25 protein-coding genes are annotated in these 25,964 nt (G+C 70.0%); 11 read left to right on the top strand and 14 right to left on the bottom strand.

Translation table 11 applies throughout. The features are described from left to right. Positions 1-152: 152 nt before the first annotated feature. A complete protein-coding gene (locus ACZ6AA_RS13060) occupies positions 153-1,697 on the top strand; it encodes a glycosyltransferase family 87 protein (protein WP_468453862.1) in 1,545 nt (514 codons plus the stop codon). 137 nt (positions 1,698-1,834) lie between these two features. On the opposite strand, the gene ACZ6AA_RS13055 is transcribed toward ACZ6AA_RS13060, so the two are convergent. The 3 genes from ACZ6AA_RS13055 to ACZ6AA_RS13045 all read right to left on the bottom strand — a co-directional run bounded on the left by ACZ6AA_RS13055 (position 1,835) and on the right by ACZ6AA_RS13045 (position 4,564). Continuing rightward, positions 1,835-2,866: an alanine racemase gene (locus ACZ6AA_RS13055; protein WP_030357783.1), complete on the bottom strand. Its 1,032-nt coding sequence runs from the start codon at positions 2,864-2,866 to the stop codon at positions 1,835-1,837. A 77-nt stretch (positions 2,867-2,943) separates the two neighbouring features. After that, positions 2,944-4,065 carry a lipid II:glycine glycyltransferase FemX gene (locus tag ACZ6AA_RS13050; protein WP_030357784.1) on the bottom strand — a complete coding sequence of 374 codons (1,122 nt, stop codon included), beginning with the start codon at positions 4,063-4,065 and terminating at the stop codon, positions 2,944-2,946. 187 nt (positions 4,066-4,252) lie between these two features. After that, positions 4,253-4,564 carry a hypothetical protein gene (locus ACZ6AA_RS13045; protein WP_030357785.1) on the bottom strand — a complete coding sequence of 104 codons (312 nt, stop codon included), beginning with the start codon at positions 4,562-4,564 and terminating at the stop codon, positions 4,253-4,255. 265 nt (positions 4,565-4,829) lie between these two features. Here ACZ6AA_RS13045 and rpsF point away from each other — a divergent pair, with 265 nt between their 5' ends. From rpsF to rplI, 4 genes are all read left to right on the top strand, one after another. Beyond that, on the top strand, positions 4,830-5,120 hold the full coding sequence (gene rpsF, locus ACZ6AA_RS13040; protein ID WP_016644628.1) for a 30S ribosomal protein S6: 291 nt from the start codon (positions 4,830-4,832) through the stop codon (positions 5,118-5,120). Positions 5,121-5,224: 104 nt separating this feature from the next. Further along, complete coding sequence (locus tag ACZ6AA_RS13035) at positions 5,225-5,824, top strand: single-stranded DNA-binding protein (protein WP_471457968.1); 600 nt, start codon at positions 5,225-5,227, stop codon at positions 5,822-5,824. Between the two features lie 72 nt (positions 5,825-5,896). Beyond that, positions 5,897-6,133, top strand: coding sequence for a 30S ribosomal protein S18 (rpsR, locus tag ACZ6AA_RS13030; RefSeq protein WP_006381652.1), 237 nt, complete (start codon positions 5,897-5,899; stop codon positions 6,131-6,133). 18 nt (positions 6,134-6,151) lie between these two features. Further along, positions 6,152-6,598, top strand: a complete 447-nt coding sequence (gene rplI, locus ACZ6AA_RS13025; RefSeq protein ID WP_468453857.1) for a 50S ribosomal protein L9 — start codon at positions 6,152-6,154, stop codon at positions 6,596-6,598. A 167-nt stretch (positions 6,599-6,765) separates the two neighbouring features. On the opposite strand, the gene ACZ6AA_RS13020 is transcribed toward rplI, so the two are convergent. Further along, a complete protein-coding gene (locus tag ACZ6AA_RS13020; protein WP_471457966.1) occupies positions 6,766-8,103 on the bottom strand; it encodes an MATE family efflux transporter in 1,338 nt (445 codons plus the stop codon). Between the two features lie 460 nt (positions 8,104-8,563). Here ACZ6AA_RS13020 and dnaB point away from each other — a divergent pair, with 460 nt between their 5' ends. Continuing rightward, entirely contained in the window at positions 8,564-10,036 is a 1,473-nt protein-coding gene (gene dnaB, locus ACZ6AA_RS13015; protein WP_030357789.1) for a replicative DNA helicase, read from the top strand. 52 nt (positions 10,037-10,088) lie between these two features. Here dnaB and ACZ6AA_RS13010 read toward each other — a convergent pair whose 3' ends face one another. Continuing rightward, on the bottom strand, positions 10,089-11,411 hold the full coding sequence (locus tag ACZ6AA_RS13010; RefSeq protein ID WP_468481461.1) for a phosphatase PAP2 family protein: 1,323 nt from the start codon (positions 11,409-11,411) through the stop codon (positions 10,089-10,091). Positions 11,412-12,138: 727 nt separating this feature from the next. Next, a complete protein-coding gene (locus tag ACZ6AA_RS13005; RefSeq protein ID WP_471457964.1) occupies positions 12,139-13,269 on the bottom strand; it encodes an NAD(P)/FAD-dependent oxidoreductase in 1,131 nt (376 codons plus the stop codon). Positions 13,270-13,535: 266 nt separating this feature from the next. Here ACZ6AA_RS13005 and ACZ6AA_RS13000 point away from each other — a divergent pair, with 266 nt between their 5' ends. Then, positions 13,536-14,909 carry a serine hydrolase domain-containing protein gene (locus ACZ6AA_RS13000; RefSeq protein ID WP_468453849.1) on the top strand — a complete coding sequence of 458 codons (1,374 nt, stop codon included), beginning with the start codon at positions 13,536-13,538 and terminating at the stop codon, positions 14,907-14,909. Positions 14,910-15,071: 162 nt separating this feature from the next. Here ACZ6AA_RS13000 and ACZ6AA_RS12995 read toward each other — a convergent pair whose 3' ends face one another. Both ACZ6AA_RS12995 and ACZ6AA_RS12990 read right to left on the bottom strand, forming a co-directional pair. After that, complete coding sequence (locus ACZ6AA_RS12995) at positions 15,072-15,524, bottom strand: GNAT family N-acetyltransferase (protein WP_468453847.1); 453 nt, start codon at positions 15,522-15,524, stop codon at positions 15,072-15,074. 85 nt (positions 15,525-15,609) lie between these two features. Continuing rightward, positions 15,610-16,068 carry a MarR family winged helix-turn-helix transcriptional regulator gene (locus tag ACZ6AA_RS12990; RefSeq protein WP_471457962.1) on the bottom strand — a complete coding sequence of 153 codons (459 nt, stop codon included), beginning with the start codon at positions 16,066-16,068 and terminating at the stop codon, positions 15,610-15,612. A 225-nt stretch (positions 16,069-16,293) separates the two neighbouring features. Between ACZ6AA_RS12990 and ACZ6AA_RS12985 the strand changes: the two genes are divergently transcribed. Then, positions 16,294-17,505, top strand: coding sequence for an MFS transporter (locus ACZ6AA_RS12985; RefSeq protein WP_471457960.1), 1,212 nt, complete (start codon positions 16,294-16,296; stop codon positions 17,503-17,505). 135 nt (positions 17,506-17,640) lie between these two features. Next, positions 17,641-18,069 (top strand): GlcG/HbpS family heme-binding protein, encoded by a 429-nt coding sequence (locus ACZ6AA_RS12980; RefSeq protein WP_471457958.1) that lies wholly within the window; start codon positions 17,641-17,643, stop codon positions 18,067-18,069. 110 nt (positions 18,070-18,179) lie between these two features. Here ACZ6AA_RS12980 and ACZ6AA_RS12975 read toward each other — a convergent pair whose 3' ends face one another. Both ACZ6AA_RS12975 and ACZ6AA_RS12970 read right to left on the bottom strand, forming a co-directional pair. Beyond that, positions 18,180-19,058 carry a GNAT family N-acetyltransferase gene (locus ACZ6AA_RS12975; RefSeq protein WP_468453839.1) on the bottom strand — a complete coding sequence of 293 codons (879 nt, stop codon included), beginning with the start codon at positions 19,056-19,058 and terminating at the stop codon, positions 18,180-18,182. 5 nt (positions 19,059-19,063) lie between these two features. After that, entirely contained in the window at positions 19,064-19,645 is a 582-nt protein-coding gene (locus ACZ6AA_RS12970) for a DUF2269 domain-containing protein (protein WP_468454299.1), read from the bottom strand. 76 nt (positions 19,646-19,721) lie between these two features. Between ACZ6AA_RS12970 and ACZ6AA_RS12965 the strand changes: the two genes are divergently transcribed. Continuing rightward, positions 19,722-20,393 carry an HAD family hydrolase gene (locus tag ACZ6AA_RS12965; protein ID WP_468453837.1) on the top strand — a complete coding sequence of 224 codons (672 nt, stop codon included), beginning with the start codon at positions 19,722-19,724 and terminating at the stop codon, positions 20,391-20,393. A 374-nt stretch (positions 20,394-20,767) separates the two neighbouring features. Then, the gene (locus tag ACZ6AA_RS12960; protein ID WP_471457956.1) at positions 20,768-22,378 is read left to right on the top strand and encodes a globin domain-containing protein; all 1,611 of its coding nucleotides are present in this window, start codon (positions 20,768-20,770) and stop codon (positions 22,376-22,378) included. An 88-nt stretch (positions 22,379-22,466) separates the two neighbouring features. On the opposite strand, the gene ACZ6AA_RS12955 is transcribed toward ACZ6AA_RS12960, so the two are convergent. The 4 genes from ACZ6AA_RS12955 to ACZ6AA_RS12940 form a co-directional block, all read right to left on the bottom strand. Then, complete coding sequence (locus tag ACZ6AA_RS12955; protein WP_471457954.1) at positions 22,467-22,949, bottom strand: NUDIX domain-containing protein; 483 nt, start codon at positions 22,947-22,949, stop codon at positions 22,467-22,469. A 58-nt stretch (positions 22,950-23,007) separates the two neighbouring features. Next, complete coding sequence (locus ACZ6AA_RS12950) at positions 23,008-23,913, bottom strand: LysR family transcriptional regulator (protein ID WP_468453831.1); 906 nt, start codon at positions 23,911-23,913, stop codon at positions 23,008-23,010. A 294-nt stretch (positions 23,914-24,207) separates the two neighbouring features. Then, complete coding sequence (locus ACZ6AA_RS12945) at positions 24,208-25,422, bottom strand: cystathionine gamma-lyase (RefSeq protein WP_468453829.1); 1,215 nt, start codon at positions 25,420-25,422, stop codon at positions 24,208-24,210. Beyond that, the gene (locus ACZ6AA_RS12940) at positions 25,419-25,955 is read right to left on the bottom strand and encodes a low molecular weight protein-tyrosine-phosphatase (protein ID WP_468453827.1); all 537 of its coding nucleotides are present in this window, start codon (positions 25,953-25,955) and stop codon (positions 25,419-25,421) included. Before ACZ6AA_RS12940 ends, ACZ6AA_RS12945 begins: the two co-directional genes overlap by 4 nt. Positions 25,956-25,964 lie beyond the last annotated feature (9 nt).

Below are 25,964 nucleotides of genomic sequence, written 5' to 3'. Positions count from 1 at the left end.
CGCATCCCGTCAGGGTGCGGCGGCCTTGTCGTGTCGTCGCAGGGCCCACCAGTAGGGCTTCGAGCCGGGCATTCAGCCGTCCGCCGGCGGTACGGGGGGTTCTCGGGCACGTACAGCCGGAGTTCTCAGAGCTGTACGGCAGGATGTGCGCCATGCCCAGCGCAGAGAAGACGCCCCCCACACGCGCGCATCAGTCCGTACCAGAGCAGGCGCCGCAGCCTGTGCTCCCCACGAAACAGGATGAGGTCGCCACCGCCGGCAGCGAGCTGATCGGCGGACCGATCGGCCGCAGAGCCGTCCTGGCGGTGGCCTGGCTGACCCCCGTACGCGTCATCGCGCTGGTCGCGATCGGCATGTTCGCACTCGGCATGGTGCAGAAGATGCCCTGCTACAACGGCGCCTGGTTCGTCGGCGCGAGCTCGCAGTACACGCATGCCTGCTACTCCGACATCCCCCACCTCTACCAGGGGCGCGGCTTCGCCGACGGACTGGTGCCGTACTTCGACAAGCTGCCTGCCGACGTCGGCATGGAGTACCTCGAGTACCCGGTGCTGACCGGTCTGTTCATGCAGGTGGCCGCCTGGCTGACGCCGGGCAGCGGATCCATCCAGCACCAGGAGAAGGTCTACTGGATGGTCAATGCCGGGATGCTGATGATCTGCACGGTCATCATCGCGGTCTGTGTGACCCGCATCCACCGGCGTCGGCCCTGGGACGCCCTGCTCGTCGCCCTGGCCCCCGCTTTCGCCCTGACGGCCACCATCAACTGGGATCTATTCGCGGTCGCTCTGACGGCCCTGGCGATGCTGATGTGGTCGCGTGGGAGGGCCGTGCCCGCGGGCATCCTCATCGGCCTCGCGGCGGCCGCCAAGCTCTATCCGGCGCTGCTCCTCGGGCCGCTGCTCGTGCTGTGCTGGCGGGCCGGGCGCTGGCGGGCCTTCTGGCTCACCGCCGGGAGTGCGGTGGGCGCCTGGCTCGCGGTGAACCTGCCGGTGATGATCAGCCATGATTCGGCGGGCTTCCACATCCGCGAAGGCTGGGCGAAGTTCTACACCTTCAGCCAGGAGCGCGGGGTCGACTTCGGGTCGTTCTGGCTGATCCTCTCCCAGCGCATGGACGACCCGCTGACCACGGACACGGTGAACAAGCTCGCGGCCGCCCTGATGATCCTCTGCTGCCTGGGAGTGGCCGCCCTCGCCCTGACCGCGCCGCGCCGCCCACGCCTTGCACAGCTGGTCTTCCTGGTGGTCGCCGCCTTCATCCTCACCAACAAGGTCTACTCACCGCAGTACGTCCTGTGGCTGATTCCGCTCGCCGCGCTGGCCCGCCCCCGCTGGCGTGACTTCCTCATCTGGCAGGCGTGCGAGGTCGCGTACTTCCTGGGGATCTGGGGATATCTCGCGTTCACGACGAGTGGGGACGCCCACAAGGGGCTGCCCACCGAGGGCTACCAACTGGCCATCGCGGTCCATCTGTTGGGGACGCTGTACCTGTGCGCCGTGGTCGTGCGCGACATCCTCATGCCGGAGCGGGACGTGGTGCGGCGGACCGGGGAGGACGACCCCTCCGGAGGGGTCCTGGACGGTGCTCCGGACGTCTTCGTGCTCGGTCCGGCCGCGCGTCCGCCGCGGCAGGCCGCGCCGGACGGAGCGGGATCGTGCGTGCAGTGGGGGACCGGAAGCGACCGTTCGCCCTGAGCGAACAAGGCGGGGAGGGTGGGTGCGGGGAGGTCGCGGGCCCAGCCTGCTGAGAACGGGCCCACTCTGTTGAGCAAGCCGAAGGGCCGGTACGCAGGATGCGTACCGGCCCTTCGGCATCTCTGTGGAGCGACGGCTCAGCGGTCGACGATCCGGTCGAACTGCGTGGTCGTATGCCGCAGATGGGCCACCAGTTCCTCGCCCACCTTCGGCTCCGGCGCGTCCGAGGGCACGAAGAGCAGCGACACCTGCATGTGCGGCGGCTCGGCGAACCAGCGCTGCTTGTCGCCCCAGACGAACGGCGACAGGTTGCGGTTGACGGTCGCTAGGCCCGCGCGGGCCACGCCCTTCGCCCGCGGCATCATGCCGTGCAGTGCCTTGGGGGCCTCCAGGCCGACGCCGTGCGACGTACCGCCCGCGACGACGACCAGCCAGCCGTCGGAGGCGACCTTCTGCTGGCGGTAGCCGAAACGGTCACCCTTCATGACGCGCGTGACGTCCAGGATGGCGCCCCGGTACTCGGTCGCGTGGTGGTCGCCCAGCCACAGCTGCGTACCGATGCGCGCGCGGAAGCGGGTCTGCGGGAACTGCTGCTGGAGGCGGGCCAGTTCACCGGCCTTCAGGTGGCTGACGAACATCGTGTGCAGGGGCAGGCGGGCGGCGCGCAGCCGGTCCATCCAGGCGATGACCTCCTCGACGGCGTCCGAGCCGTCGGTGCGGTCGAGCGGCAGATGGATCGCGAAGCCCTCGAGGCGCACGTCCTCGATGGCCGCGTGCAGCAGCGGCAGGTCCTGCTCGCTGACGCCGTGCCGCTTCATCGAGGACATGACCTCGATGACGACGCGGGCGCCCACGAGGCCGTGCACGCCGTCGATCGACGACACGGAGCGGATGACGCGGTCGGGCAGCGGCACAGGCTCTTCGCCCCGGCGGAACGGCGTCAGGACCAGCAGGTCGCCGCCGAACCAGTCCTTGATCCGGGCGGCCTCGTAGGTCGTGCCGACGGCGAGCACGTCCGAGCCGAATCGCGTGGCCTCTTCCGCGAGCCGCTCGTGACCGAAGCCGTAGCCGTTGCCCTTGCAGACCGGGACGATGCCCGGGAACTGCTCCAGCATGTGCTTCTGGTGTGCCCGCCAGCGCGCGGTGTCGACATAGAGCGTGAGCGCCATGGCTGGTCCCGGAACCTTTCTGGTGTCTGCGGTGTAACAGAGGTATGGAAGGAAATGCGGAAGGAAGCGGTGCGGGATCAGCGACGCGACATGTAGATGTCGAGAGCCTTGTGCAGCAGCTTGTTCAGCGGGAAGTCCCACTCACCGACGTACTCCACGGCCTCGCCGCCGGTGCCGACCTTGAACTGGATCAGACCGAAGAGGTGGTCCGTCTCGTCCAGCGAGTCGGAGATGCCCCGCAGGTCGTAGACGGAGGCGCCGAGCGCGTAGGCGTCGCGCAGCATCCGCCACTGCATCGCGTTCGAGGGCCTGACCTCACGCCCGATGTTGTCGGACGCGCCGTAGGAGTACCAGACGTGACCGCCCACGACGAGCATCGTCGCCGCCGACAGGTTCACGCCGTTGTGCCGCGCGAAGTACAGCCGCATGCGGTTGGGATCCTCGGTGTTGAGGGTCTGCCACATCTGCTGGAAGTAGCCCAGCGGCCGCGGGCGGAACTTGTCGCGGATCGCGGTGATCTCGTACAGGCGCTGCCATTCGGCGAGGTCCTGATAGCCGCCCTGGACGACCTCGACACCGGCCTTCTCGGCCTTCTTGATGTTGCGGCGCCAGAGCTGGTTGAAGTTCTTGAGGACGTCCTCGAGGGCGCGGTTGGCCAGCGGCACCTGGAACACATAGCGGGGCTGCACGTCACCGAAGCCGGCGCCGCCGTCCTCGCCCTGCTGCCAGCCCATGCGGCGGAGCTTGTCCGAGACCTCGAAGGCGCGCGGCTCGATGGTCGTCGGCTCGACGTCGCGCAGCCGCTTCACGTCCGGGTTCTGGATGCCGGACTTGATCGCGGGGGCGTCCCAGCGGCGGATGACGACCGGCGGGCCCATCTTCACGGAGAAGGCGCCCTGCTTCTTCAGGTGCGCCAGCATCGGCTGGAGCCACTCGTCCAGGTTCGGGGCGTACCAGTTGATGACCGGGCCCTCGGGCAGATACGCGAGATAGCGCTTGACCTTGGGCAACTGGCGGTAGAGGACAAGGCCCACGCCGACCAGCTGGCCGGTCCTGTCGTCGAACCAGCCCAGGTTCTCCGAGCGCCATTCGCTCTTCACGTCTGCCCATGCGGGGACCTGGCAATGACTTGCCGACGGCAGGCTCTGGATGTACGCCAGATGCTGCTCTCGGCTGATGGTCCTCAGGGTCAGGCTCATTCGCGGCGCTCCTCGGGCTGGTGTGTCCCCATGGGTACAGGGGCTCCGGCTCTCGCGCCGAAGCCTACTGCGCCCTGCGAGCGCCCCGTCTGGGCGTATGGAACCTTCGTCCCCGGTCGTGCTCCGACCAGGGGCGGCGGGGGTCCCTCAGCGGCAGGTCCGCTGTCTGTTCACCGGAGTTCGCCGGCTACCAGAGTCCCCCGAAGAGGCCGCCGTGCGCCATGCCCAGGAAGAAGCCGACCGCCGAGGCGCCGAGCCCGACGATCAGGAAGAACCGCTCGCGGGTCGTCACCGAGATGAACTGGCCGTAGGCCCCCGTGAAGATCCCGACCAGACCGGTCCAGGAACTGAGCAGGTGCAGGTTGTGGAACATCGCGGTCACGAAGGCGATGGCCCCGAGCACCAGCGTCACGCCGAGCAGCGTGTCCTGGAGCGGATGGGGCTTGCCGTCGGTGGCGAAGAGAGAGCCTGCGGTGTCACGTCGCATTGCCTGTGCCATGGAGGCACCTCCTGCGGAAGGCGGCGCATCGTAGCGCCATACACACCCGATGTGTACAGATTCTGCCCGCCCACCGTCGGATTTCAACCGGAAGGCAAGGTGCAGGTAGTCTGTACCGTCTGCACCGGTGTCTGCCCAGGCCACAGCACGAGCCCCCGTCCGCGGGGGCCGATTGTCAGTGGCGGCCGATACCGTTGCGTACGCATCACGACCCTCCTGCCACGGAACGACCGTGGCCGCTGAGTCCAAAGGAGGTGGGTTCCACATGCGTCACTACGAGGTGATGGTCATCCTCGACCCCGATCTCGAGGAGCGCGCTGTCTCCCCGCTGATCGAGAACTTCCTCTCCGTCGTCCGTGAGGGCAACGGAAAGGTCGAGAAGGTCGACACCTGGGGCCGTCGTCGTCTCTCGTACGAGATCAAGAAGAAGCCCGAGGGCATCTACTCGGTCATCGACCTGCAGGCCGAGCCTGCGGTCGTCAAGGAGCTCGACCGCCAGATGAACCTGAACGAGTCGGTCCTCCGGACCAAGGTCCTCCGCCCCGAGATGCACTGAGCCCTCTGGCTCAGGACCGTTGAGCCCCTGGGCTCGACGGCACTCGGGATCCGAGTAGCAGCAGTAAAAGCAGCCAGCAGCAAACCCGCCGAGAGGTTCCCCCAATGGCAGGCGAGACCGTCATCACGGTTGTCGGCAATCTTGTCGACGACCCCGAGCTGCGCTTCACCCCGTCCGGTGCGGCGGTCGCGAAGTTCCGTGTCGCGTCCACCCCCCGCACCTTCGACCGGCAGACCAATGAGTGGAAGGACGGCGAGAGCCTGTTCCTGACCTGCTCGGTCTGGCGTCAGGCGGCGGAGAACGTCGCCGAGTCGCTCCAGCGAGGCATGCGCGTCATCGTGCAGGGCCGGCTGAAGCAGCGGTCCTACGAGGACCGTGAGGGCATCAAGCGCACGGTCTACGAGCTGGACGTCGAGGAAGTCGGCGCCAGCCTGAAGAACGCCACGGCCAAGGTCACCAAGACCACCGGTCGCGGCGGCCAGGGTGGATACGGCGGCGGTGGCGGCGGCGGCCAGCAGGGCGGCGGCTGGGGCGGTGGCTCCGGCGGCGGCCAGCAGCAGGGTGGCGGCGGTGCTCCCGCCGACGACCCCTGGGCGACCGGTGCGCCGGCCGCTGGCGGCCAGCAGCAGGGCGGCGGCGGTGGCGGCTGGGGCGGAAGCTCCGGCGGCTCCGGTGGCGGCTACTCGGACGAGCCCCCCTTCTAAGCCTCGGGCCGTAGGCCTCAGGGCGAGAAGGCGGGTCGTACCCACACTTCTTGATCACACAGGAGAAACACCATGGCGAAGCCGCCTGTGCGCAAGCCTAAGAAGAAGGTCTGCGCTTTCTGCAAGGACAAGGTCCAGTACGTGGACTACAAGGACACGAACATGCTGCGGAAGTTCATTTCCGACCGCGGCAAGATCCGTGCCCGCCGCGTGACCGGCAACTGCACGCAGCACCAGCGTGACGTCGCCACGGCCGTGAAGAACAGCCGTGAGATGGCGCTGCTGCCCTACACGTCCACCGCGCGATAAGGGAAGGGTGACCGAAACATGAAGATCATCCTCACCCACGAGGTCTCCGGCCTCGGCGCCGCCGGCGAGGTCGTAGACGTCAAGGACGGCTACGCCCGCAACTACCTGATCCCGCGGAAGTTCGCTATCCGCTGGACCAAGGGTGGCGAGAAGGACGTCGAGCAGATCCGTCGTGCTCGCAAGATCCACGAGATCGCGACCATCGAGCAGGCCAACGAGATCAAGGCCCAGCTCGAGGCCGTCAAGGTCCGCCTGGCCGTCCGCTCCGGCGACGCCGGTCGTCTCTTCGGCTCCGTCACCCCGGCCGACGTCGCTTCGGCGATCGAGGCTGCCGGTGGCCCGAAGATCGACAAGCGTCGTGTCGAGCTCGGCGCGCCGATCAAGACCCTGGGCGCCCACGCGACGTCCGTGCGTCTGCACCCCGAGGTGGCCGCGAAGGTCAGCGTCGAGGTCGTCTCTGCCTGAGTCGCAGCAATGCGCTCGCAGGACTGAGTGAAGGGGCCGCACCTACGGGTGCGGCCCCTTTGCCGTGCTTGACCACGCGCCACCTGTGTCGTGTTTCACGTGAAACACGACACGCGAGGAGACTCAGTACGCCGCTCGCTGCGGCTCAGCGGGTGGCGCCCGGAACCTCAGTGCGTGGCGCCCGTGACGACCCAGCGGCCGGAGCGCGACCGCAGCCACAGGGTCAGCGCTCGCACACCCATCATGAGCGTCATCGCGGCCCACAGGGCGGTCAGGCCGCCGCCGAGGGTGGGGACGAGGAGCGCCACGGGGGCGAAGACCGCGAGGGTGGCCAGCATGGCCCAGGCCAGGTACGGCCCGTCCCCCGCGCCCATCAGGACGCCGTCGAGGACGTAGACGATGCCGCAGATGGGCTGGGCGAGGGCTATCACCATCAGCGCGGGCAGCGCTGCGTCCTGGACGGCGGCGTCACCGGAGAACAGCGGGACGAACACGGGGCGGGCCGCGACGACCAGCAGGCCGAGAGCGGCGCCCGAGACGACGCCCCACTGGACCATGCGGCGGCAGACATCGCGTGCGCCTTGGGGATCGTCGGCGCCCAGGTAGCGGGCGATGATGGCCTGCCCGGCTATCGCGATGGCGTCGAGGGCGAAGGACAGCAGGCTCCACAGGGACAGGACGATCTGGTGGGCCGCCACGTCGGCGTCGCCGAGGCGTGCCGCCACGGCTGTCGCGATCAGCGCGATGGCGCGCAAGGCGAGCGTGCGGGCAAGCAGGGGGACCCCGGCCTGGGCGCAGGCCCTTATGCCGGTCGCGTCGGGGCGCAGGGAAGCACCGTGCCGCTTGGCGCCGCGGACGACGACGTAGAGGTAGATGGCCGCCATGCCGCACTGGGCCAGGACGGTGCCCCAGGCGGAACCGGCGATGCCGAAGCCGAAGCCGTAGACCAGGAGCACGTTCAGGGCGCCGTTGGCGACGAAGCCGCCGACGGCGACGTACAGCGGCGTCCTGGTGTCTTGAAGGCCGCGCAGCACGCCAGTGGCGGCGAGCACGACGAGCATCGCAGGTATGCCGAGGATGGAGATGCGCAGGTAGGTGACCGCGTACGGGGCGGCCGATTCGGAGGCGCCGAAGAGGTCGACGAGCGTGGGGGCGGTCGGCAGGGCGACGGCGATGACGGCGGCGCCGAGGAGCAGGGCGAGCCAGATGCCGTCCATGCCCTGGCGGATCGCGGCCTGCAGATCCCCGGCACCGACGCGGCGGGCGACGGCGGCCGTGGTGGCGTACGCGAGGAAGACGAAGACGCTGACGGCCGTTGTCAGGAGCGCGGAGGCGATGCCGAGGCCGGCGAGTTGTGCGGTGCCGAGATGGCCGACGATGGCGCTGTCGGCCATCAGGAAGAGGGGCTCGGCCACGAGTGCGCCGAAGGCGGGGACGGCGAGGGCGACGATCTCTCGGTCGTGCCGTCGCCGGGCGGCCTTGGGCGCCGCGGGAGCCTGTGTCATGAGCACCAATCTAATCTTCCACAGGTAAGAGATGCAACTGCCTTAGGACCCTTACTTGGCTCGGGTGTGCGCATCGAGCGGCGCCTGGTTCGTCAAGATCTTGGGCCGACTGGGGAAGTTTTTCTTCTGCACAGCCGGTGGACGGTAAAGGTGCAGGTCAGAGCGAGTGTGGAAAAGGTCCTGAGGGCTTGTTCACAGGGCTGTCCACCGGACCGTGCACAGGTTTTGCGGGGTTCTCCACAGCATCACGCCCGTCATCCACACCGCCTGTGGATAACCAGATTGGCTGACGGTGCCCGCGGGCCTACCGTGGTCCGGCGCCCGCCTCGTCCTGCCATCGCGGAAACCCGGCAAATCCGACGCGTCAGAACCGGAGTTGGGCCCCCTTATTTGTCAGTGTCGTGCCGTAGGAAAGAGAGGCACGGCGAGGTCCGCGTGGCGGACGGGAGGAGGTGGCCCGGTGAGTATTTCCGAGCCCTTGGACGACCCGTGGGCCGACAGCGGTCCGGGGGACCGTCTGCCCGTCTCCCGCCCGCGCCGCGACGGCGGACGCGGCCAGGAGCAGCACGAGCGGGGCAGGGAGGGCGGCTGGGACAGCGGTGGCACGTCCTTCGAGCGCGTCCCGCCGCAGGACCTCGACGCGGAGCAGTCCGTGCTCGGCGGCATGCTCCTCTCGAAGGACGCCATCGCGGACGTCGTCGAGGTGCTCAAGGGCCACGACTTCTACCGCCCGGCGCACGAGACGATCTTCATCGCGATCCTCGACCTGTATGCCAAGGGCGAGCCCGCCGACCCCATCACCGTCGCCGCCGAGCTCACCAAGCGCGGTGAGATCACCAAGGTCGGCGGCGCCTCGTACCTCCACTCGCTCGTCCAGACGGTCCCGACCGCGGCGAACGCCGAGTACTACGCGGAGATCGTCCACGAGCGCGCGGTGCTGCGCCGCCTGGTCGAGGCCGGTACGCGCATCACACAGATGGGATACGCGGCCGACGGCGACGTGGACGAGATCGTCAACAGCGCCCAGGCCGAGATCTACGCCGTCACCGAGCAGCGCACCAGCGAGGACTATCTGCCGCTCGGCGACATCATGGAGGGCGCGCTCGACGAGATCGAGGCGATCGGCTCGCGCAGCGGCGAGATGACGGGTGTGCCGACGGGCTTCACCGACTTCGACTCGCTCACCAACGGCCTGCACCCCGGCCAGATGGTCGTCATCGCGGCCCGTCCCGCCATGGGTAAGTCGACGCTGGCGCTCGACTTCGCGCGGGCCGCGTCCATCAAGCACAACCTGCCCAGCGTCATCTTCTCCCTCGAAATGGGGCGCAACGAGATCGCGATGCGTCTGCTGTCCGCGGAGGCACGGGTGGCGCTGCACCACATGCGCTCCGGCACGATGACGGACGAGGACTGGACCCGGCTCGCCCGCCGGATGCCCGAGGTGTCGGCCGCTCCGCTCTACATCGACGACTCCCCGAACCTGTCGATGATGGAGATCCGTGCCAAGTGCCGCCGCCTCAAGCAGCGCGCCGATATCAAGCTCGTGATCATCGACTATCTGCAGCTGATGCAGTCCGGCGGCTCGAAGCGCGCCGAGAGCCGGCAGCAGGAAGTCTCGGACATGTCGCGAAACCTGAAGCTCCTCGCCAAGGAGCTCGAAGTGCCGGTCATCGCCCTCTCGCAGCTGAACCGTGGCCCCGAGCAGCGCACCGACAAGAAGCCCCAGGTCTCCGACCTGCGTGAATCCGGCTCCATCGAGCAGGACGCGGACATGGTGATCCTGCTGCACCGCGAGGACGCGTACGAGAAGGAGTCACCGCGCGCGGGCGAGGCCGACATCATCGTGGGCAAGCACCGTAACGGTCCGACCGCGACGATCACGGTCGCCTTCCAGGGCCACTACTCGCGCTTCGTGGACATGGCACAGACGTAGGGCTCGGCTCCCGCTCGGGGAGCTTTCACCCCATCGCCTGATGCCACGTGGCTCAAACCAGTTCCGGTTGGGATTCCGGTTCGCGTTGCCGGACCAGTGTGGCCTTCGGTTCCCACAGTTTCGTGGTGCGTACGTAGCCGTAGATCACCGAGGCCATTGCCAGCAGCAGAAGAGGGCCGAACAGCCACGGGGTTCTGGCCATTTCCACCGGCAGAAAGCGATACGACAGCAGGAGCGCGGTGAATACCGTCGCGCCATAAGCGGTGAACCGAATTCCTGAGCGGTCCCAGCCGCGGTCGAGTGTGCGCAGCCCTGCCTCGATGGTGAGTGTGAACACCACGCCGGCCACGATATCCACGCCGTAGTGGTATCCGAATCCCAGCGTCGCGCCGAGTGTGGCGACAAGCCAGAAAGTGCCCGCGTACCGCAGAATTCGCGGGGCCTTTCGGGAATGAATGAAGATCGCCGTGGCCCAGGCCGTGTGCAGGCTGGGCATGCAGTTGCGCGGGGTGACCTCGTCGAACGGGATCGGGTGCGGGGTGCTGATCGACGGTGGTGTGTCCGGCCACAGATGGGCCACCGCCCACTGCGCGGTGGGGGGCGTGCTGGGCCACAGGTCGGGATTGGTCCAGTGCTCGCTGCCGGTGCCGTAGGCGAAGATCGGCCCGACCACCGGGAAGATCATGTAGATGCCCGGCCCGAGCAGGCCGATGACCAGAAACGTACGCACCAGATGGTGACGCGGGAAGCGGCGCTCCACGGACACGCGGCGCAGCTGGTACAGCGCGACCACGACCGCGGCCACCGCGAGCTGAACGTAGACGAAGTCGAGCAGACGGATGCCCGTCGGGCCGGTGGCCGCGACCAATCGGCCCACCACCCACGACGGGTTGCCCAGCGCGTGGTCGGCCGTCGCCACGTACTGGTCGAGCACCGTGGGGCGGGTCTTCGCCGTGATCAGCAGCCAGGCGTCACCGGTCTTGCGGCCGGCCACGAGCAGCAGGCCGAGGCCGACGCCCTTCAGCAGGAGGGTGCGTTCCCGGCCGGTGCGGCGCGTGAGGGCGATGACCGCGCAGCCGAGCATCACCCACAACGCGCCGTTGCCGAAGGTCAGCTTGGAGTCGACCGCCAAGCGGCCCAGGAAGAAGGGGATGTCGATGCAGACCGCGACGCCGAGCGCGATGAAGCGCTCCCGCCAGGTGAGGACCACCATCATCAACGCCATGCCGGCGTACAGCAGCGGCCCCGAACTGGGCGCGAAAATGACCTCTTGCGCCTGGTTGGTGATCGGCCCCGGAAGGCCGTAATGGCGCGCGGCGATCTCCAGCGCGATGAGGAACCCGAGGGCCACCACAGTTGCGGCGGCCCATAGCATCGGCCGTGGTTGACGCCACGCGGTGAAATTAATTCTGCTTTTTATTCGCGAGAGCGCCCGCGACAAGTGAGGTATCAATTGTTTGGCCGATTTGGTAGATGCTAGCTATTGGGTAACTCTTCGTGCTGGCTGACGTGCATTTCGGTGAACGCGGGCGATCTGGGCGATCGTCGTGAGTCGGATCATGTTAGCGGAGCGGCGCGGGTGGGTTTCGCTCGTCGCGTGCAGTACGAAGGTCATGCGAAGGCCGGTCGATCCTGTGCTCGATGATCTGATGTCCCAGGGCGATCATGAAACTCTCGCCGCCCGGTGGGTATGGAGAGCGTCGAGTTACACGGCGGCTGCAAAGCGTGCGCACAACGGCGTGAAGTGATGCCTCGACTTCGGAGGAGAGGGGCAGCCGCTCCTCGCGCTGCACGGCCACTTCGGGGAAGGGCGGACGTTCACCGCGCTGGCGCGTGAGCTCGGGCCGCGCTGGCGGGTCATCGCGCCGGATCAGTGGGCTGTCTGCCGTGGCCGCACCGCCCCCCCGCGAGCGGCACTGGGCGCAGCGCTCGGCGATTCGGCCCGGTACGTCGCGGACGCCTTCCGGGAGTACCCGGACAGTTGGGGGACGGCCTTCGAGGCGGTCCGGGGCTTTCTCGGTGGGTTGTGAGCCCTTGAGAGGTTGTGGAGCCGCGGGGGCGTCAGGGGGGCAGGCGGCGGGGTTTTCCGCGGGAGGGGCGGGTTACGCGGACTCGCTGCCTCGGGGGGTGAGCTTCACCAAGGACGGGTGGCGCTGGGCCGCCAGTGCGCCGCGGACGATGAACTCCTTGTACAGGGCGGCGAAGCGGCCCGTGAGGACCAGCTCGCGGGGGCTGTCGTCGTCGCGTACGTACTGGACGAGGGCGTCCCGTCGGCCCAGGCTGATGCACTGGTTGACGTAGCGGAAGCGCAGGGTGCGCGGGGTGCGGCCGGCGAGGCGGTCGGTCACCGTGCGGGCCACGTGGGCCGCCGCGGGGAGGCCGGTCGCGCAGGCCATGCGCAGCTCCTGGCCGTCCTGCCGCTGCGCCGCGGCGGCGTCGCCGATCGCGTACACGTCCGGGTGCGAGACCGAGCGCAGGGTCCGGTCGACCACCATGCGCCCGTGCTCGTCCACAGCGAACCCCGCCGCGCGTGCCACATCCGGGACCCGGAAACCCGTCGTCCACACCACCGTGTCCGCGGGAAGGTGCCGACCGTCGCTGAGCAGAACCCCGTCCGCGCGCACCTCGGCGACGCGCGCGTGCTCCTGCACCTCCACGCCGAGCCGGGCGAACACCCGGCGCAGATGCCGCCGCCCGCGTTCCGACAGGGCCGCGCCCAACGCTCCACCGGTCACCAGGCGGACCTTCAACTCCGGCCGTGACTCGGCCAGTTCCGATGCCGCCTCGATCCCGGTCAGCCCGCCGCCGACGACGGTGACGCACCCGCCCTCGGCCAGCTTCGCCCGCAGCCGCGCGGCGTCGTTCCTGACCGCGAGGGGGTACGCGTGCTCCGCGGCTCCCGGCACGGCGCTCTCGTCCGCGCTGCTGCCCAGGGCGTAGACCAAGGTGTCGTAGGGGATGGGTGCGCCGTCGGCGAGCCCGACCTCGCGGCGGTCGGGGTCGATCGACACGACCCGGTCGACGACGAACTCCACGGGCGCTCCCGCGAGCAACTCGGCGATGGCCCGCTCCCGCACCTGCTGGCCGACGGCGATCTGATGCATCCGCACGCGCTCGGCGAACCGGTCGGCGGCGTTCACCAGGGTCACCCGCGTCGACGGATCCTTGGCGATCATCTTGGCCGCGACCACTCCCGCATAGCCCGCACCCAGTACCACGATGTGCGCTGCCATCACGTTCTCCTTTCAACGGTGGGTGGCGTCAAAGGATTGACCGGATGAGCAGGGCGGTTTGTGACATCGCGGGCTGAGATGGCGCTCACAGGGCCGGGCGGCAGGGAATGGGGCAGGGAACGGGGCGAGGGACGGGGGTCCAACGGGGGGGCGAGGGCAGAGATGCGCGTGTACAGGGGTGTTTCACGTGAAACATGTCCCGCCAGGTCAGGCGGCGGCACCGGAATTGACTCGACGCACGCCGCCCACCCGTATGGACTGGCCCCATGACTCATGAAGAGCTGCTTCCGAGCACCCGCCGGTCCCTGCTGCATCGCATCGCCACCGCCCAGACGGAGGGGCGGGCCCCTTCGCTGGTCGCCGCGATCGCCCGTGACGGTGAGCTGGTGTGGACCGGGGCCCGCACCTCGGTGGCCGGCCACGCGCCGGACGAGAACGTCCAGTACCGCATTGGATCGATCACCAAGACGTTCACCGCGGTCCTCGTGATGCGCCTGCGCGACGAGGGCGTGCTCGACCTCTCGGACCCGTTGGAGAAGCATCTGCCGGGCACCGGCGCGGGCGAGGTGACGATCGCGGAACTCCTCGGGCACACGGGCGGGTTGGGGGCGGAGACGCCGGGTGTCTGGTGGGAGCGCAGCTCGGCCTCGCTGCGCCCCGAGTTGAGCGACGTGCTCGGCGAGCAGCCCTTCAAGCACCCCGTCGGACGTCGGCACCACTACTCCAACCCCGGCTACACGCTGCTCGGTTCGCTGGTGGAGGCGCTGCGGGGCGAGCCGTGGGAGGACGTGCTGCGCCGGGAGGTCCTGGAGCCGCTCGGCCTGACCCGCACCAGTGGCCAGCCGCAGGCCCCGGCCGCGGGTGGCTGGGCGGTGCACCCCTGGGCGGACGTCATGCTGCCCGAACCCACCGAGGACCTGGGGCTGATGGCACCGGCCGGACAGCTGTGGTCCACCACCGCCGACCTGGCGAGCTTCGGCGTCTTCCTGATGCAGGGCGACGACCGGGTGCTCGGCGTGGATTCGGTCCGCGAGATGAGGACACCGGCGGCGCCCGCGGAGGCCGGGAACTGGGAGCGGACGTACGGCCTCGGGATGGATCTGGTCGGCGGGAAGGGATACACGCTGGCCGGTCACTCGGGCTCGCTTCCCGGGTTCGTCGCGTCGCTGTGGACGAGCGAGAAGGACGGGCTGGCGGCGGTGGTCCTCGCCAACTGCACGTCCGGGCCGCCGGTGGCCCTCGTGGCCGCGGAACTCCTGCAGATCGTGGCGGAGGCCGAGCCGCGCGTTCCCGAGCCGTGGCGGCCGCTGCCGGAGGTCGACCCGGCGGTCCTTGAGCTGGCCGGGCCCTGGTACTGGGGGACCAACGTGTCCGTGTTGCGGCTCGCACGTGACGGCGCGGTCGAGGTGGGGCCGCTGTCGGGTGCGGGGCGCGGTTCCCGGTTCCGGCCCAACGGGGACGGGACGTGGACGGGGCTCGACGGGTACTTCGCGGGCGAGCGGCTGGAGGCCGTACGGCGGGCGGACGGCTCGGTGAGCCATCTGGACCTCGCGTCGTTCGTCTTCACGCGTGAGCCGTACGAGGCGGGGGCGCCGGTGCCGGGTGGGGTGGACCCGGAGGGGTGGCGCGGGCTCGCGTAAGCCGGCCGGGGTGTCCTGTTTCACGTGAAACAGGACACCCCGGCGCACGTCGTCACGGGCGGAGCCCCGCATGCGCTCAGAGCCCGCGTGGTCCGTGCCCCCACGGTCGAAGCTGATGCCCGCGCCCCCGCACCATCAGAGCTGAAGGCCGCGCCCGCACGTTCAGAGCTGAAGCTTGAAGCCCACGTGCGAGGCAGTGAAGCCCAGGCGCTCGTAGAAGCGGTGTGCGTCGGTGCGCTTGACGTCCGAGGTCAGCTGCACCAACTGGCAGCCCTGCCGCCGGGACTCGTCGACGGCCCACTCGATGAAGCGGGTGCCGAGCCCGCTGCCCCGCTCATCGGCGTGCACGCGGACGGCCTCGATGATCGACCGGACCGCGCCCTTGCGGGAGAGGCCCGGCACGATGGTGAGCTGCAACGTGCCCACCACGCGGCCCTCGCGCACGGCGACGACCACGTTCTGGTTCGGGTCCTCGGCGAGTCGCTCGAACGCCGCCAGATAGGGCGTGAGGTCGTCCGGGGACTCGCGCTGGGCGCCCAGGGGGTCGTCGGCGAGCATCGCCACGATCGCGGGGATGTCATCGGGAACGGCGGGTCGTATCTCAAGATCTCCCATGGCCGCAGCCTATGCGGACGCCGATCGGGCGGACGGGCCCAGGCGGGCGGGCCTCGGCGGACGGGCCCGGGGCCGGCGGGCAGACCTAGACGGGCGTGCGGACCGCCTCGACCGCCTGGACCAGCGGCGCCAGCTCGGGGTTCTTGGCGGCCTCGTCCAGGGCTTCCCGCAGCGCCGCGTCATTGGTGGGCCGGGCCTCGCCGAGGAGCGCGGCCCCGCTCTCGCTGACCTCCGTGTAGATGCCGCGCCGGTCGGTGGGGCACAGGTAGCGCGAGAGGAGTCCGCGCTCCTCGAGGCGGGTGACCAGGCGGGTGGTGGCGCTCTGACTGAGGACGACGGCGTCGGCGACCTGCTTCATCTGCAGATGGCCGCCCTCGCCGTCGTGCTGGCGGTTCAGGACGTCGAGCAGGCTGTACTCCCGCACGCTCAGGCCGTGCTTGGCCTGCAGGGCCCGCTCGACATGGGCCTCGATCTTCCCGTGGAGCAGGGAGAGAGCGCACCAGCCCTGGGCGAGGGCGGTGAGTGCGGGGTCTGTCGCTGTCATGACTTTTCCTCCGTCTTCCTGCGTCCCGGACGCCTTCTCGCGGCTCGGACGGGTCCCGTGGCCCGGGTGACTTCCCGCGTCCGTGACCGGCCGCTGCCCGCGTCCTTGAGCGGCTGCGTCCAGGATAGTCCACTGCTGCAATATCCGGCGCTTGCAATTAACCCGCGCATGCAACTATTGTGGACGCACGTTAAGCGCCCTTGCAACCGTTTGGAAGGTAGTTCCATGCCTCTCGCGCTTCTGGCCCTCGCGATCGGGGCCTTCGGAATCGGCACCACAGAATTCGTGATCATGGGATTGCTGCCCGAGGTCGCGGGTGACTTCGACGTCTCCATCCCGACCGCCGGTCTGCTCGTCACCGGCTACGCCCTCGGTGTCGTCGCCGGAGCCCCGCTCATGACCGTCCTCGGCCAGCGGATCTCCCGCAAGCGGATGCTGATGCTCTTGATGGGTCTCTTCATCGCGGGCAATCTGCTCTCCGCTGTCGCCCCCAGCTTCGGAGTGATGCTCGCGGGCCGTGTCGTCGCCTCGCTCGCCCACGGCGCCTTCTTCGGGATCGGTTCGGTCGTCGCGGCCGAGCTCGTCGCCCCGGAGAAGAAGGCGGGTGCGATCGCCATGATGTTCACGGGTCTGACGGTGGCCAACGTGGTCGGTGTCCCGCTCGGCACGTTCGTCGGCCAGGCCATCGGCTGGCGCGTCACCTTCGTCATCGTCGCCGCCCTCGGCGTGCTCGGCCTCGCCGGTATCGCCAAGCTCGTGCCGGACCTGCCCAAGCCCGAAGGCGTACGGCTCCGCGACGAGGTGGGTGCCTTCCGGAACGTACAGGTGCTGCTCGCCATGGCGATGACCGTCCTCGGCTTCGGCGGCGTCTTCGCGGCCATCACCTACATCACGCCGATGATGACGGACGTCGCCGGCTACGCGGACTCCTCCGTGACCTGGCTCCTCGTCCTCTTCGGCCTCGGCATGGTCGGCGGCAACCTGATCGGCGGCAAGTTCGCCGACCGCGCGCTGATGCCGATGCTGTACGTCTCGCTCGGCGCCCTCGCCGTCGTGCTCGCCCTGTTCACGGTCACCGCGCACAACAAGGTCGCGGCAGCCGTCTCCGTCGCGCTGATCGGCGCCCTCGGCTTCGCCACCGTGCCGCCGCTGCAGAAGCGGGTCCTCGACCAGGCCGCCGCGGCTCCGACGCTCGCCTCCGCCGCCAACATCGGCGCCTTCAACCTCGGCAACGCACTCGCGGCCTGGCTCGGCGGCTTCGTGATCTCGGCAGGCTTCGGCTACACGGCCCCGAACTGGGTGGGCGCCGCACTCGCCGCCTCCGCCCTCGGCCTGGCTGTCCTCTCGGCCGCCCTGGAGCGCCGGTCCACCTCCCCCGGCAAGGTCGTCGCCGGCGCCGTGCCCCTGGCCGAGGCCCCGACGCCCGTCCACCACTGACCACATCCCACACGACCCCGGATCCGGGCCCACCCCGGCGACCGCGCACGACCCCACCCCAGCCCCACCCCGGGATCCCGCACCCCACGCCGGATCCCTCACCATCCCGGCAGAACCCCCAAGGAGAAACCCCTCATGAGCACCACCCCCACCGCCGCCGTCGCCCCGCTGACCACCGGTGACGCCGAGGTCCTCGTGACCGCCGCCCGCCGTGCCGCCGAGGCCGCGGACGTCACGGTCAGCATCACCGTCCTCGACGCCGGTGGCCACCTCCTGGCCTTCCGGCGCGACGACCGGGCCGTGCTGATCTCCGGTGAGACCAGCACCCGCAAGGCGTTCACCGCGCTTCAGCTGAACGCCCCGACCGCCGACCTCGTCGACGCGGTGCAGCCCGGCGCGCCGTTCCACACCCTGCCGACCGCCCTCGACCGGCCGTTGCTGTTCATCGCGGGCGGCGTGCCCGTGCACCGCGACGGCCGCCTGATCGGCGCGATCGGCGTCGGTGGCGGCGCCCCCGAGCAGGACCACGAGTTCGCGACGACGGCCGTGCGGAACCTCGCGTAGCTCCGAGCGGTCACGTACAGGTCGCGACGAAGCCCGCCCTCAAGTGCCGGAAACACCATGGCACTTGAGGGCGGGCTTCGACGTGCTCGCTCGCGGCGGGCCCGTGGGCGTCAGCCCGCGGCGACCGTCAACGGGGCGAATCGGCGGGTCCAGTCACCGGGCAGCTCCGGGATGCCGTACGTCATCACGGCGTTGAACGCGACGGGCTCCAGGCCGCGCGCCTTGACCCAGGTGAGCAGTTCCTCGTGGCGTACGTCGATGTCGGTGCGCAACGGCCGGTCGGTGTGGGCTGCGAGGGACGTGATGAGTGCCTTCGCCGTCTCCGTGTCCCGGGCGATCAGCGGGCCTACGACGTGGGTTTCCATGTTCGGCCACGCGCCCGCGTAGCCGATGATCTCGCCGTCGGCCTCCGCGACCCTCAGCTGGTCGGTGAACGCAGGGAGGCGGGTCAGTACAGGGGTGCGGTCGAGGCCGAAGACCTCTGTGTCGAGCCTGACGAGGGTGGGCAGGTCCTCGGCGGTCGCCGCCCGGGTGGAGATGCCCGGAGCCTGATGGTCCGAGGTGGCGGGCGTGAAGCGGCCGGAGACCATCTCGGCGCGGCCGGTCGTCTTGAAGCCGAGCTGTTCGTAGAGGGGACGGCCGTTCGGGGTCGCGTGCAGGGTGAGCGGGGTGGTGCTGGCGGCCTCGATGACGTTGCGCATCAGATGGCGGCCGATGCCCTTGCGGGCATGACGCTCGGCGACCAGCACCATGCCGATCGCCGAGAGCCCGGGGTTCTCATGGGGTCCGTACTGGGTGACGACGCACACGGCGATCAGGCCGGGGCCGTCGGGGTCGTCGATGCCGTAGCCCGTTCCGGCCGAGAGCAGCAGGCCCCATTTGTGTTCCTCGCGGGGCCAGCCGCGGTCCTCGGACAGATCGGCGCAGGCCGTGAGATCACGGGGAGTCAGCCTGCGGATGGGCAGAGCGGAGAGGGTAGGTGTCGACACGCGGGTCAGGCTGTCTGACGCATGACCTCGGCGTCCACCTTTTTGTGGGTAGAAGCACGCTGCTTTTGGCCAAGTTGTTTCTGGTCAGTGCGGTGCGTGGCGCGCAGGCGCCGACCGCGTCGGGTCAGGCCCCAGGGCTTGAGGACCGAGATGACCGTCATGAACAGATATGCGCTCATCGAGACGATGGGCCCGGTGATGAGGTCGGTCGAGCCGGCCAGCTGTTCTCCGGCGGACACTGTCGCGGCCGCGTCGTTGACGCCCGGCCGCAGCGCGAAGGTCGACGCGGTCACGGTGGCCAGGGTCAGCCAGAACTTCGTATAGACCCAACGGTGCTGTGCCAGGCCCCAGGGTGTGCCCAGCGAGAGCAGGACCCCGCTCAGCAGCGTGAGGAAGGCCAGCGGGAGCACGAGCCAGTCGGTGAAGACCTTCATCGAGCGGACGGAGGCCTCGATGGTCGGGGCGGAATCGGTGGTGATCGCGGCCGCGGCGAGCGCGACGAGGCCGAGCGTGAGCCCGAGCCAGCCGGCGGAGGCGGCGACGTGGACGACGAGGGTGGCCCGGCGTGCGGGGCGGCGTAGTTTCACGTGAAACACGGTGCCGGGAGGAGCGCGCCGGGGCGTCTGACAGCGGGAGTAACCGCGGGTACTAGCCTCGGCGTACATGGCACGCCTACACCTCTTCGACCTGGACGGCACGCTGCTGTACGGCACCGCCGCGCCCGTGGAGATCTCCCGTCAGCTCGGCCTGGAGCGGGAGATCGCGGAGCTTGAGCGGGACTTCATCGCCGGGCGTATCGACTCCCCGCAGTACGCGGTGCGGGTGCACGCGCTGTGGGCAGACCTCACCGACGCCCATGTGACGGCGGCCTTCGAGGGGGCGCCGTGGCTGGGCGGCATCCGGGACACCTGGGCGCAGATCCGTGCGAACGGCGACTACTGCGCCGTGGTCTCGCTCTCCCCGTCGTTCTTCGTGGAGCGCCTTCTGGGGTGGGGCGCCCATGCCGCGTACGGCTCGCGCTTCCCGGCCGTGCCGTTCACCGAGCCCGTGAGCCCCGCGGGCATCCTCGACCCGGCGGCCAAGGTGAAGGTCGCGAACCGTCTCTGTGAAGAGTTCGGGGTGAGCCCGGCCGATTGCGTCGCGTACGGAGACTCACTGTCCGACCTGGACCTGTTCACCGCGATGCCCGTTTCGGTGGCGGTCAACGCGGATCCGCGGCTGATCGACCTGGCCACACATGCGTATGTCGGGCGCGATTTGCGGAAGGCGTACGAATTGGTGCGCACGCCGGTAATCGAGGCAATTGATGGGGGTGGAGCTTTGAATTCCGAGTGAAGGAAGGGTACTTGTGCGCCGAGCGGCGGCCGGTATGGTCGACTCCGGTTCAAGCCAGGGGTGGAGAACGGTTCGAGCCAGGGGCGTGGGAGGCGCAACTGAGGGGCGCGGACGCAGATCAACAAAGCTTAACGGGGTAGGGAGATCGAGAACCCGTACTTCCGGCTTTGCGCTCCGCACAATGGACGCGGCTGCGATGCTGCGGATGAGGTGACTGCGGCCAATGTCACATTCTCTCCCTACTTGTCCGTAGGTCTTGGGGCGCCGGGGTTCAATGTGATCGAGATGGGCCGGCGAGACAGAGCGAGGGAAGCACGCACCTTTCGCTGAGGAAGTGCACGACCGACCGAGAGATGTTCGAGGCGAGGCACAGCATGGACGCTCCGACCACCACGTCGGCGGGCAACGGCTCTTCCGGGGACAGCGGCGGTTCTGGCGGCTGGTTCACGCCACGCAGGTCGCCGACGCCTCAGGAGGGTGCGCAGGCGCCTCCGGCGGCGGAGCAGGACGGGTCGGCGCCCGAACCCGAGGACGAGCCCAGGGAGGCGCCCTCCGGGCGGCGGGTGTCGGCGATACGGCCCCTCGGCAGACCGGCGGCCACGGACGCGGCGGAGCCGGGCGCGGGGCGAATATCCGCGACGGTGCCCCAGTCGCAGGTGATGTACGCGGATGCGGATGAGGACGTCGCGCACGCGGTGGCCGAGGAGGACGCGGTCGTGGACGCCGCGGATGCCGAGACCGCGCCGACGCCGGACGCACCAGTCGCCGACACACACGCCGAAGCGGCCGCCGACACGCACGGGCACACGCACGCGGACACCCGCATCGACACCCCCGTCCCGGCCCCCGACGACCCCACCCCCAGCCAGTCGACCGCCTCCCCCGACGCCCTCCTCGTCCAGCGCACGATGGCCGAGATCGCACCTGTCTCCGACAAGGTCACCTCGTACTTCTACGCGCTCCTGTTCACCCGCCACCCCGACCTGCGCGTCCTGTTCCCGGCCGCGATGGACACCCAGCGCGATCGGCTCCTCAAGGCGCTGCTCACCGCCGCGGAGAACATCGACCACACCGACGTACTCGTCTCGTATCTGCGCAATCTCGGCCGCGGACACCGCAAGTACGGCACCCAGCCCGAGCACTACCCGGCCGTCGGGGAGTGCCTGATCGGCGCGTTGAGCCGGTACGCGAGCGGCAGTTGGGACGAGGAGACCGAGGCCGCCTGGGTCCGGGCGTACACGACGATCTCCCAGGTCATGATCGACGCGGCCGCCGAGGACGAACTGCGGGCGCCCGCCTGGTGGTACGCGGAGGTCGTCTCGCACGACCTCCGCACACCTGACATCGCTGTCATCACCGTCCGCCCCGACCAGCCCTACCCGTTCCTCGCGGGGCAGTACACGAGCCTGGAAACGCCCTGGTGGCCGCGGATATGGCGGCACTACTCCTTCGCTTCGGCGCCCCGCTCCGACGGACTGCTCTCCTTCCATGTGAAGGCCGTCCCGGCGGGCTGGGTCTCCAACGCCCTGGTGCACCGCGCCCGCCCCGGTGATGTGGTCCGGCTCGGTCCGCCGGCCGGTTCGATGACCGTGGACCACTCGACCGACAGCGGACTGCTGTGTCTGGGCGGGGGGACCGGCATAGCGCCCATCAAGGCGCTGGTGGAGGACGTCGCCGAGCACGGCAGGCGGCGCCCGGTCGAGGTCTTCTACGGAGCGCGCACCGACCACGACCTGTACGACATCGACACGATGCTGCGCCTCCAGCAGACCCACCCGTGGCTGGCCGTCCGCCCGGTCGTCGACAACCGGGCCCAACTCCCCGACGCCGTGCGCGAGTACGGACCGTGGAACGAGTACGACGCGTATCTCTCGGGCCCGCCCGGGATGATCCGCAGTGGCGTGGACGCGCTGCGGGACGTGGGTATCCCGGTCGGCCGCATCCGGCACGACTCGGTGGAGGAACTGGTCGCGGCGAGCGACTGATCCGCGCGCACACGGGCACGCGGTCCGGGCACGCGGTCCAGGTCAGGGCGGTCAGACCACGTCAGGGCGGTCAGCCCAGGTCTGGCCTTCAGCTCAGGTCGGGGGCGTGCATCGCCCGTACGCCCTCGATGTTCCCGTCCAGATAGTGCCGCAGCGACAGCGGCACCAGATGCACCGAGGCGATCCCGACCCGGGTGAACGGCACCCGCACGATCTCGTACTCACCGGCGGGTTCGTCGATCTCGGGGCCGTGCCGCAGGGCGAGGTCCATGGACTCCAGGCGACAGACGAAGAAGTGCTGCACCTTCACGCCGGTCGCGCCGCCGTCCTCGCCGATGTGCTCGACGGTGTCCACGAAGCACGGCACCACGTCGACGATCTTGGCGCCCAGCTCCTCGTGCACTTCCCGGTGGAGCGCGTCGACGACGGTCGCGTCCTCTTCCTCGACACCGCCGCCCGGGGTGAGCCAGTACGGATCCACGCCGGGCTTGGTCCGCTTGATGAGGATCAGGTCGTCCCCGTCGAGGAGGACGGCACGTGCGGTGCGCTTGACCACGGGTCGGACGGTCATGGGAGAAATGTGGCCCGGACTGTTCCACGTGAAACATCGCGACCCTGCCGGACCGTCCTCACGTCCACTCGGCGGCAGCACGCAGCAGCCATTCGTGCGCCCGCGCGATGTGCGGCATGGCGAGCGTGCCGGTACGTACGACGAGGAAGTAGGTCCGCAGGGGCGGCACCGCCGGTTCGAGCAGCGCCACGACCTCGCCGTTCTTGAGGGCGGTGGCGCACAGATAGCGCGGCAGGACGGCGAGCCCCGCGCCCGTGGTCGCACAGGCGAGCACGGCCCGCAGGTCCGGCACGATCACGGTGCCCGACGCGGCGGGCCGGGAGTCGAAGACGGCGGCCCAGTAGCGCGAGACGAGCGGCAGCGACTCGTGCACCTCGACCACCGGCAGGTTCTCCACCGTGCCCGCGCCCTTGCGGCGCAGCTTGCCGGGGCCGATCCGGGCAGCCCAGTGCGGCGCGGCGACCAGGACGTGCTCCTCGTCGCACAGGGGGGTCGCGGTGAGCAGGGCGCCGCGCGGGCGGGCCGTGGTGATCGCCAGGTCGTGATGCCCGGCAGCGAGCCCTTCCAGGACCTCCTCCGCGTTGCCGAACGAGGCGCGCAGTGCGAGGCCATGGCCGTCGTCGCCGGTCAGCGCGGTGAGGGCGGGCAGGGCGCGTTCGGCGGTGAACTCCGGTGGCCCGGCCAGGTGGAGCGTACGGACCGACGAGTCCTTGTCGATCCCGGTCTCGGCGATCTCGACGAGCGCGTCGAGGTGCGGTGCTGCCTTGTGGGCGAGTTCGTCGCCCGTGGTCGTGGGGGTCACGCCGCGGGCCTGGCGCAGGAAGAGCGGGCGGCCCACCTGCCGCTCCAGCGTGCGGATCTGCGAGGTCACCGCGGGCTGGGACAGGCCGAGGAGCGCCGCGGCCCGGGTGAAGGACCCCGCCCGGTGCACGGTCACAAAGGTCCGCAGCAGGGCCAGATCCATGTCGCCACCTACTCCTTCAGCTCCCCCTGTCGGCCCCCGGCGCCCGCCCAACTATAAATTTGTCGATAGGTTGCTGTCGCTACCGTGATTGGACACTGACACAGAGTCAACTAGCCTTGTTCGCGCGGTTCTTCGCGCGCGGAACCGGGACAGTCCGAGCCACGAGGGGGGAGGCTCGGACTGTCCGTTGTACGTAGCCGAAACGGTTCGTCTGGGCGCGACGGAGAGGCTGCGGGGGAGAGACCGCGGCGGAGGTTCCGTCGACCGCGGAAGAGGCCCGTGTTCAGGCCCGCGTCAGGCGCTCGCCTCGTCCAGCGCCCGCAGTACGTCCGCCACCAGGTCGTCCGCGTCCTCCGCACCCGCAGAGAAGCGGATGAAGCCTTCCGGAACGGCGTCCCCGCCCCAGCGGCCTCGCCGCTCGGCGGTGGACCGCACGCCCCCGAAGCTCGTCGCGTCGTCCACGAGCCGCAGCGCGTCGAGAAAACGCTCGGCACGCGCGCGTGAGGGCAGTTCGAAGGACACCACGCACCCGAAGCGCCGCATCTGCCGCGCCGCGAGCTTGTACGAGGGGTCGTCGGGCAGGCCGGGATAGCGCAGGCCGGTCACGTCGGCGCGGTCGCGCAGGGCCTCGGCCAGGGCCAGGGCGTTCGCGTTCTGCCGGTCGACCCGCAGCTGGAGCGTCGCGAGCGAGCGGTGGGCGAGCCAGGCCTCCATGGGGCCCGGGATGGCGCCGACGATCTTGCGCCAGCGCCGGACGGCGGCCGTCAGCTCGGCGTCGCGGCAGGCCACGTACCCGAGCAGGAGATCCCCGTGCCCGGAGAGCTGCTTGGTGCCGCTGGCCACGGAGAAGTCCGCACCGAGGTCCAGGGGGCGCTGGCCGAGCGGGGTGGCGAGGGTGTTGTCGACGGCGACCAGGGCGCCGCGCGCGTGGGCGGCATCGGCGAGGCGGCGTACGTCGCACACGTCGAGGCCGGGGTTGGAGGGCGTCTCGAGCCACAGGAGCCGGGCGCCGTCGAGGACGTCGAGCTGCGCGTCGCCGCCGGTGGGCGCGGTGCGGACCTCGATGCCGTACGCCGTGAGCTGCTCACGCACCAGCGGCAGCGCCTGATAGCCGTCGTCCGGCAGCACCACGGCGTCGCCCGCGCGGAGCTGGGAGAAGAGCACCGCCGAGATCGCGGCCATGCCGGACGCGAAGACCAGGGTCTCCACGGAGTCGTCCGCGGGGGATTCGAGTTCCCCGATGGCGCGCTCCAGGTGGGTCCAGGTCGGGTTCTCGTCGCGGCCGTAGGTGTACGGGCCGGTCGGCTCGCCGGGGAGGTGGAAGTGCGCGGCGAACACGGGGCCCGGGAGGGTCGGCTCGTACTTCGCCGGGTCGGGGAGACCGGCCCGCACCGCCCGGGTGCCGTCGCCGGGCGGAGGCGTGGGGTGGTCCTCGCCGGTCAGGGGCGCACCGGCGCTTTCGTCGGCGTGCGCGGGGGCGCGCCCCGGTATCCGCTGCTCGTCCGTCATGCCGCTCGTCCCTCCATCGCGTCCCGTACCGCGTCGAGCAGGCCCTCGCTCGCCGCCTCCACCATGGTCAGGCACTCCGCGAAGCCCTCGGCGTCGCCGTAGTACGGGTCGGGCACGTCCAGGTCGCCGTCGGCCTCCGGGTCGTACGAGCGCAGCAGGCGCACCTTGTCCGCGTCCGCCGGGGTGGGGGCGAGGCGGCGCAGGGTGCGCTGGTGGCCGCGGTCCAGGGCGATCACCAGGTCGCGCCCGGCGAACCAGTCCGCCTGGAACTGGCGGGCCGCGTGGCCGGTCTCGTAGCCCGCGGACTTCAGCACGGCGTCGGTGCGGGGGTCGGCGGGGTCGCCCTCGTGCCAGCCGTCGGTGCCCGCGCTGTCCACCACGACGAGTCCGTCCAGGCCCGCGTCACGGACGAGCGCGCGGAAGACCGACGCGGCCATGGGCGAGCGGCAGATGTTGCCGGTGCAGACGAAGCACACGGCGTACGGCGCGGGGACGGAGCCGGTGGACGGCGCGGGCGCGGAGGCGTGGGGCATGGGGTGGGG

This window comes from Streptomyces sp. NPDC040610 (assembly GCF_055594065.1).
The sequence above is the reverse complement of the archived record's forward strand: the minus strand, read 5'-3'. Positions and strand labels throughout refer to the sequence as shown.

Bases quoted from the DNA above. Each gene is read 5' to 3' on its own strand.
- ACZ6AA_RS13060 (WP_468453862.1), top strand. From the start codon at position 153: ATGCCCAGCGCAGAGAAGACGCCCCCCACACGCGCGCATCAGTCCGTA.
- ACZ6AA_RS13055 (WP_030357783.1), bottom strand. From the start codon at position 2,866: ATGGCGCTCACGCTCTATGTCGACACCGCGCGCTGGCGGGCACACCAG.
- ACZ6AA_RS13050 (WP_030357784.1), bottom strand. From the start codon at position 4,065: ATGAGCCTGACCCTGAGGACCATCAGCCGAGAGCAGCATCTGGCGTAC.
- ACZ6AA_RS13045 (WP_030357785.1), bottom strand. From the start codon at position 4,564: ATGGCACAGGCAATGCGACGTGACACCGCAGGCTCTCTCTTCGCCACC.
- rpsF (WP_016644628.1), top strand. From the start codon at position 4,830: ATGCGTCACTACGAGGTGATGGTCATCCTCGACCCCGATCTCGAGGAG.
- ACZ6AA_RS13035 (WP_471457968.1), top strand. From the start codon at position 5,225: ATGGCAGGCGAGACCGTCATCACGGTTGTCGGCAATCTTGTCGACGAC.
- rpsR (WP_006381652.1), top strand. From the start codon at position 5,897: ATGGCGAAGCCGCCTGTGCGCAAGCCTAAGAAGAAGGTCTGCGCTTTC.
- rplI (WP_468453857.1), top strand. From the start codon at position 6,152: ATGAAGATCATCCTCACCCACGAGGTCTCCGGCCTCGGCGCCGCCGGC.
- ACZ6AA_RS13020 (WP_471457966.1), bottom strand. From the start codon at position 8,103: ATGACACAGGCTCCCGCGGCGCCCAAGGCCGCCCGGCGACGGCACGAC.
- ACZ6AA_RS13010 (WP_468481461.1), bottom strand. From the start codon at position 11,411: ATGCTATGGGCCGCCGCAACTGTGGTGGCCCTCGGGTTCCTCATCGCG.
- ACZ6AA_RS13005 (WP_471457964.1), bottom strand. From the start codon at position 13,269: ATGGCAGCGCACATCGTGGTACTGGGTGCGGGCTATGCGGGAGTGGTC.
- ACZ6AA_RS13000 (WP_468453849.1), top strand. From the start codon at position 13,536: ATGACTCATGAAGAGCTGCTTCCGAGCACCCGCCGGTCCCTGCTGCAT.
- ACZ6AA_RS12995 (WP_468453847.1), bottom strand. From the start codon at position 15,524: ATGGGAGATCTTGAGATACGACCCGCCGTTCCCGATGACATCCCCGCG.
- ACZ6AA_RS12990 (WP_471457962.1), bottom strand. From the start codon at position 16,068: ATGACAGCGACAGACCCCGCACTCACCGCCCTCGCCCAGGGCTGGTGC.
- ACZ6AA_RS12985 (WP_471457960.1), top strand. From the start codon at position 16,294: ATGCCTCTCGCGCTTCTGGCCCTCGCGATCGGGGCCTTCGGAATCGGC.
- ACZ6AA_RS12980 (WP_471457958.1), top strand. From the start codon at position 17,641: ATGAGCACCACCCCCACCGCCGCCGTCGCCCCGCTGACCACCGGTGAC.
- ACZ6AA_RS12965 (WP_468453837.1), top strand. From the start codon at position 19,722: ATGGCACGCCTACACCTCTTCGACCTGGACGGCACGCTGCTGTACGGC.
- ACZ6AA_RS12960 (WP_471457956.1), top strand. From the start codon at position 20,768: ATGGACGCTCCGACCACCACGTCGGCGGGCAACGGCTCTTCCGGGGAC.
- ACZ6AA_RS12955 (WP_471457954.1), bottom strand. From the start codon at position 22,949: ATGACCGTCCGACCCGTGGTCAAGCGCACCGCACGTGCCGTCCTCCTC.
- ACZ6AA_RS12950 (WP_468453831.1), bottom strand. From the start codon at position 23,913: ATGGATCTGGCCCTGCTGCGGACCTTTGTGACCGTGCACCGGGCGGGG.
- ACZ6AA_RS12945 (WP_468453829.1), bottom strand. From the start codon at position 25,422: ATGACGGACGAGCAGCGGATACCGGGGCGCGCCCCCGCGCACGCCGAC.
- ACZ6AA_RS12940 (WP_468453827.1), bottom strand. From the start codon at position 25,955: ATGCCCCACGCCTCCGCGCCCGCGCCGTCCACCGGCTCCGTCCCCGCG.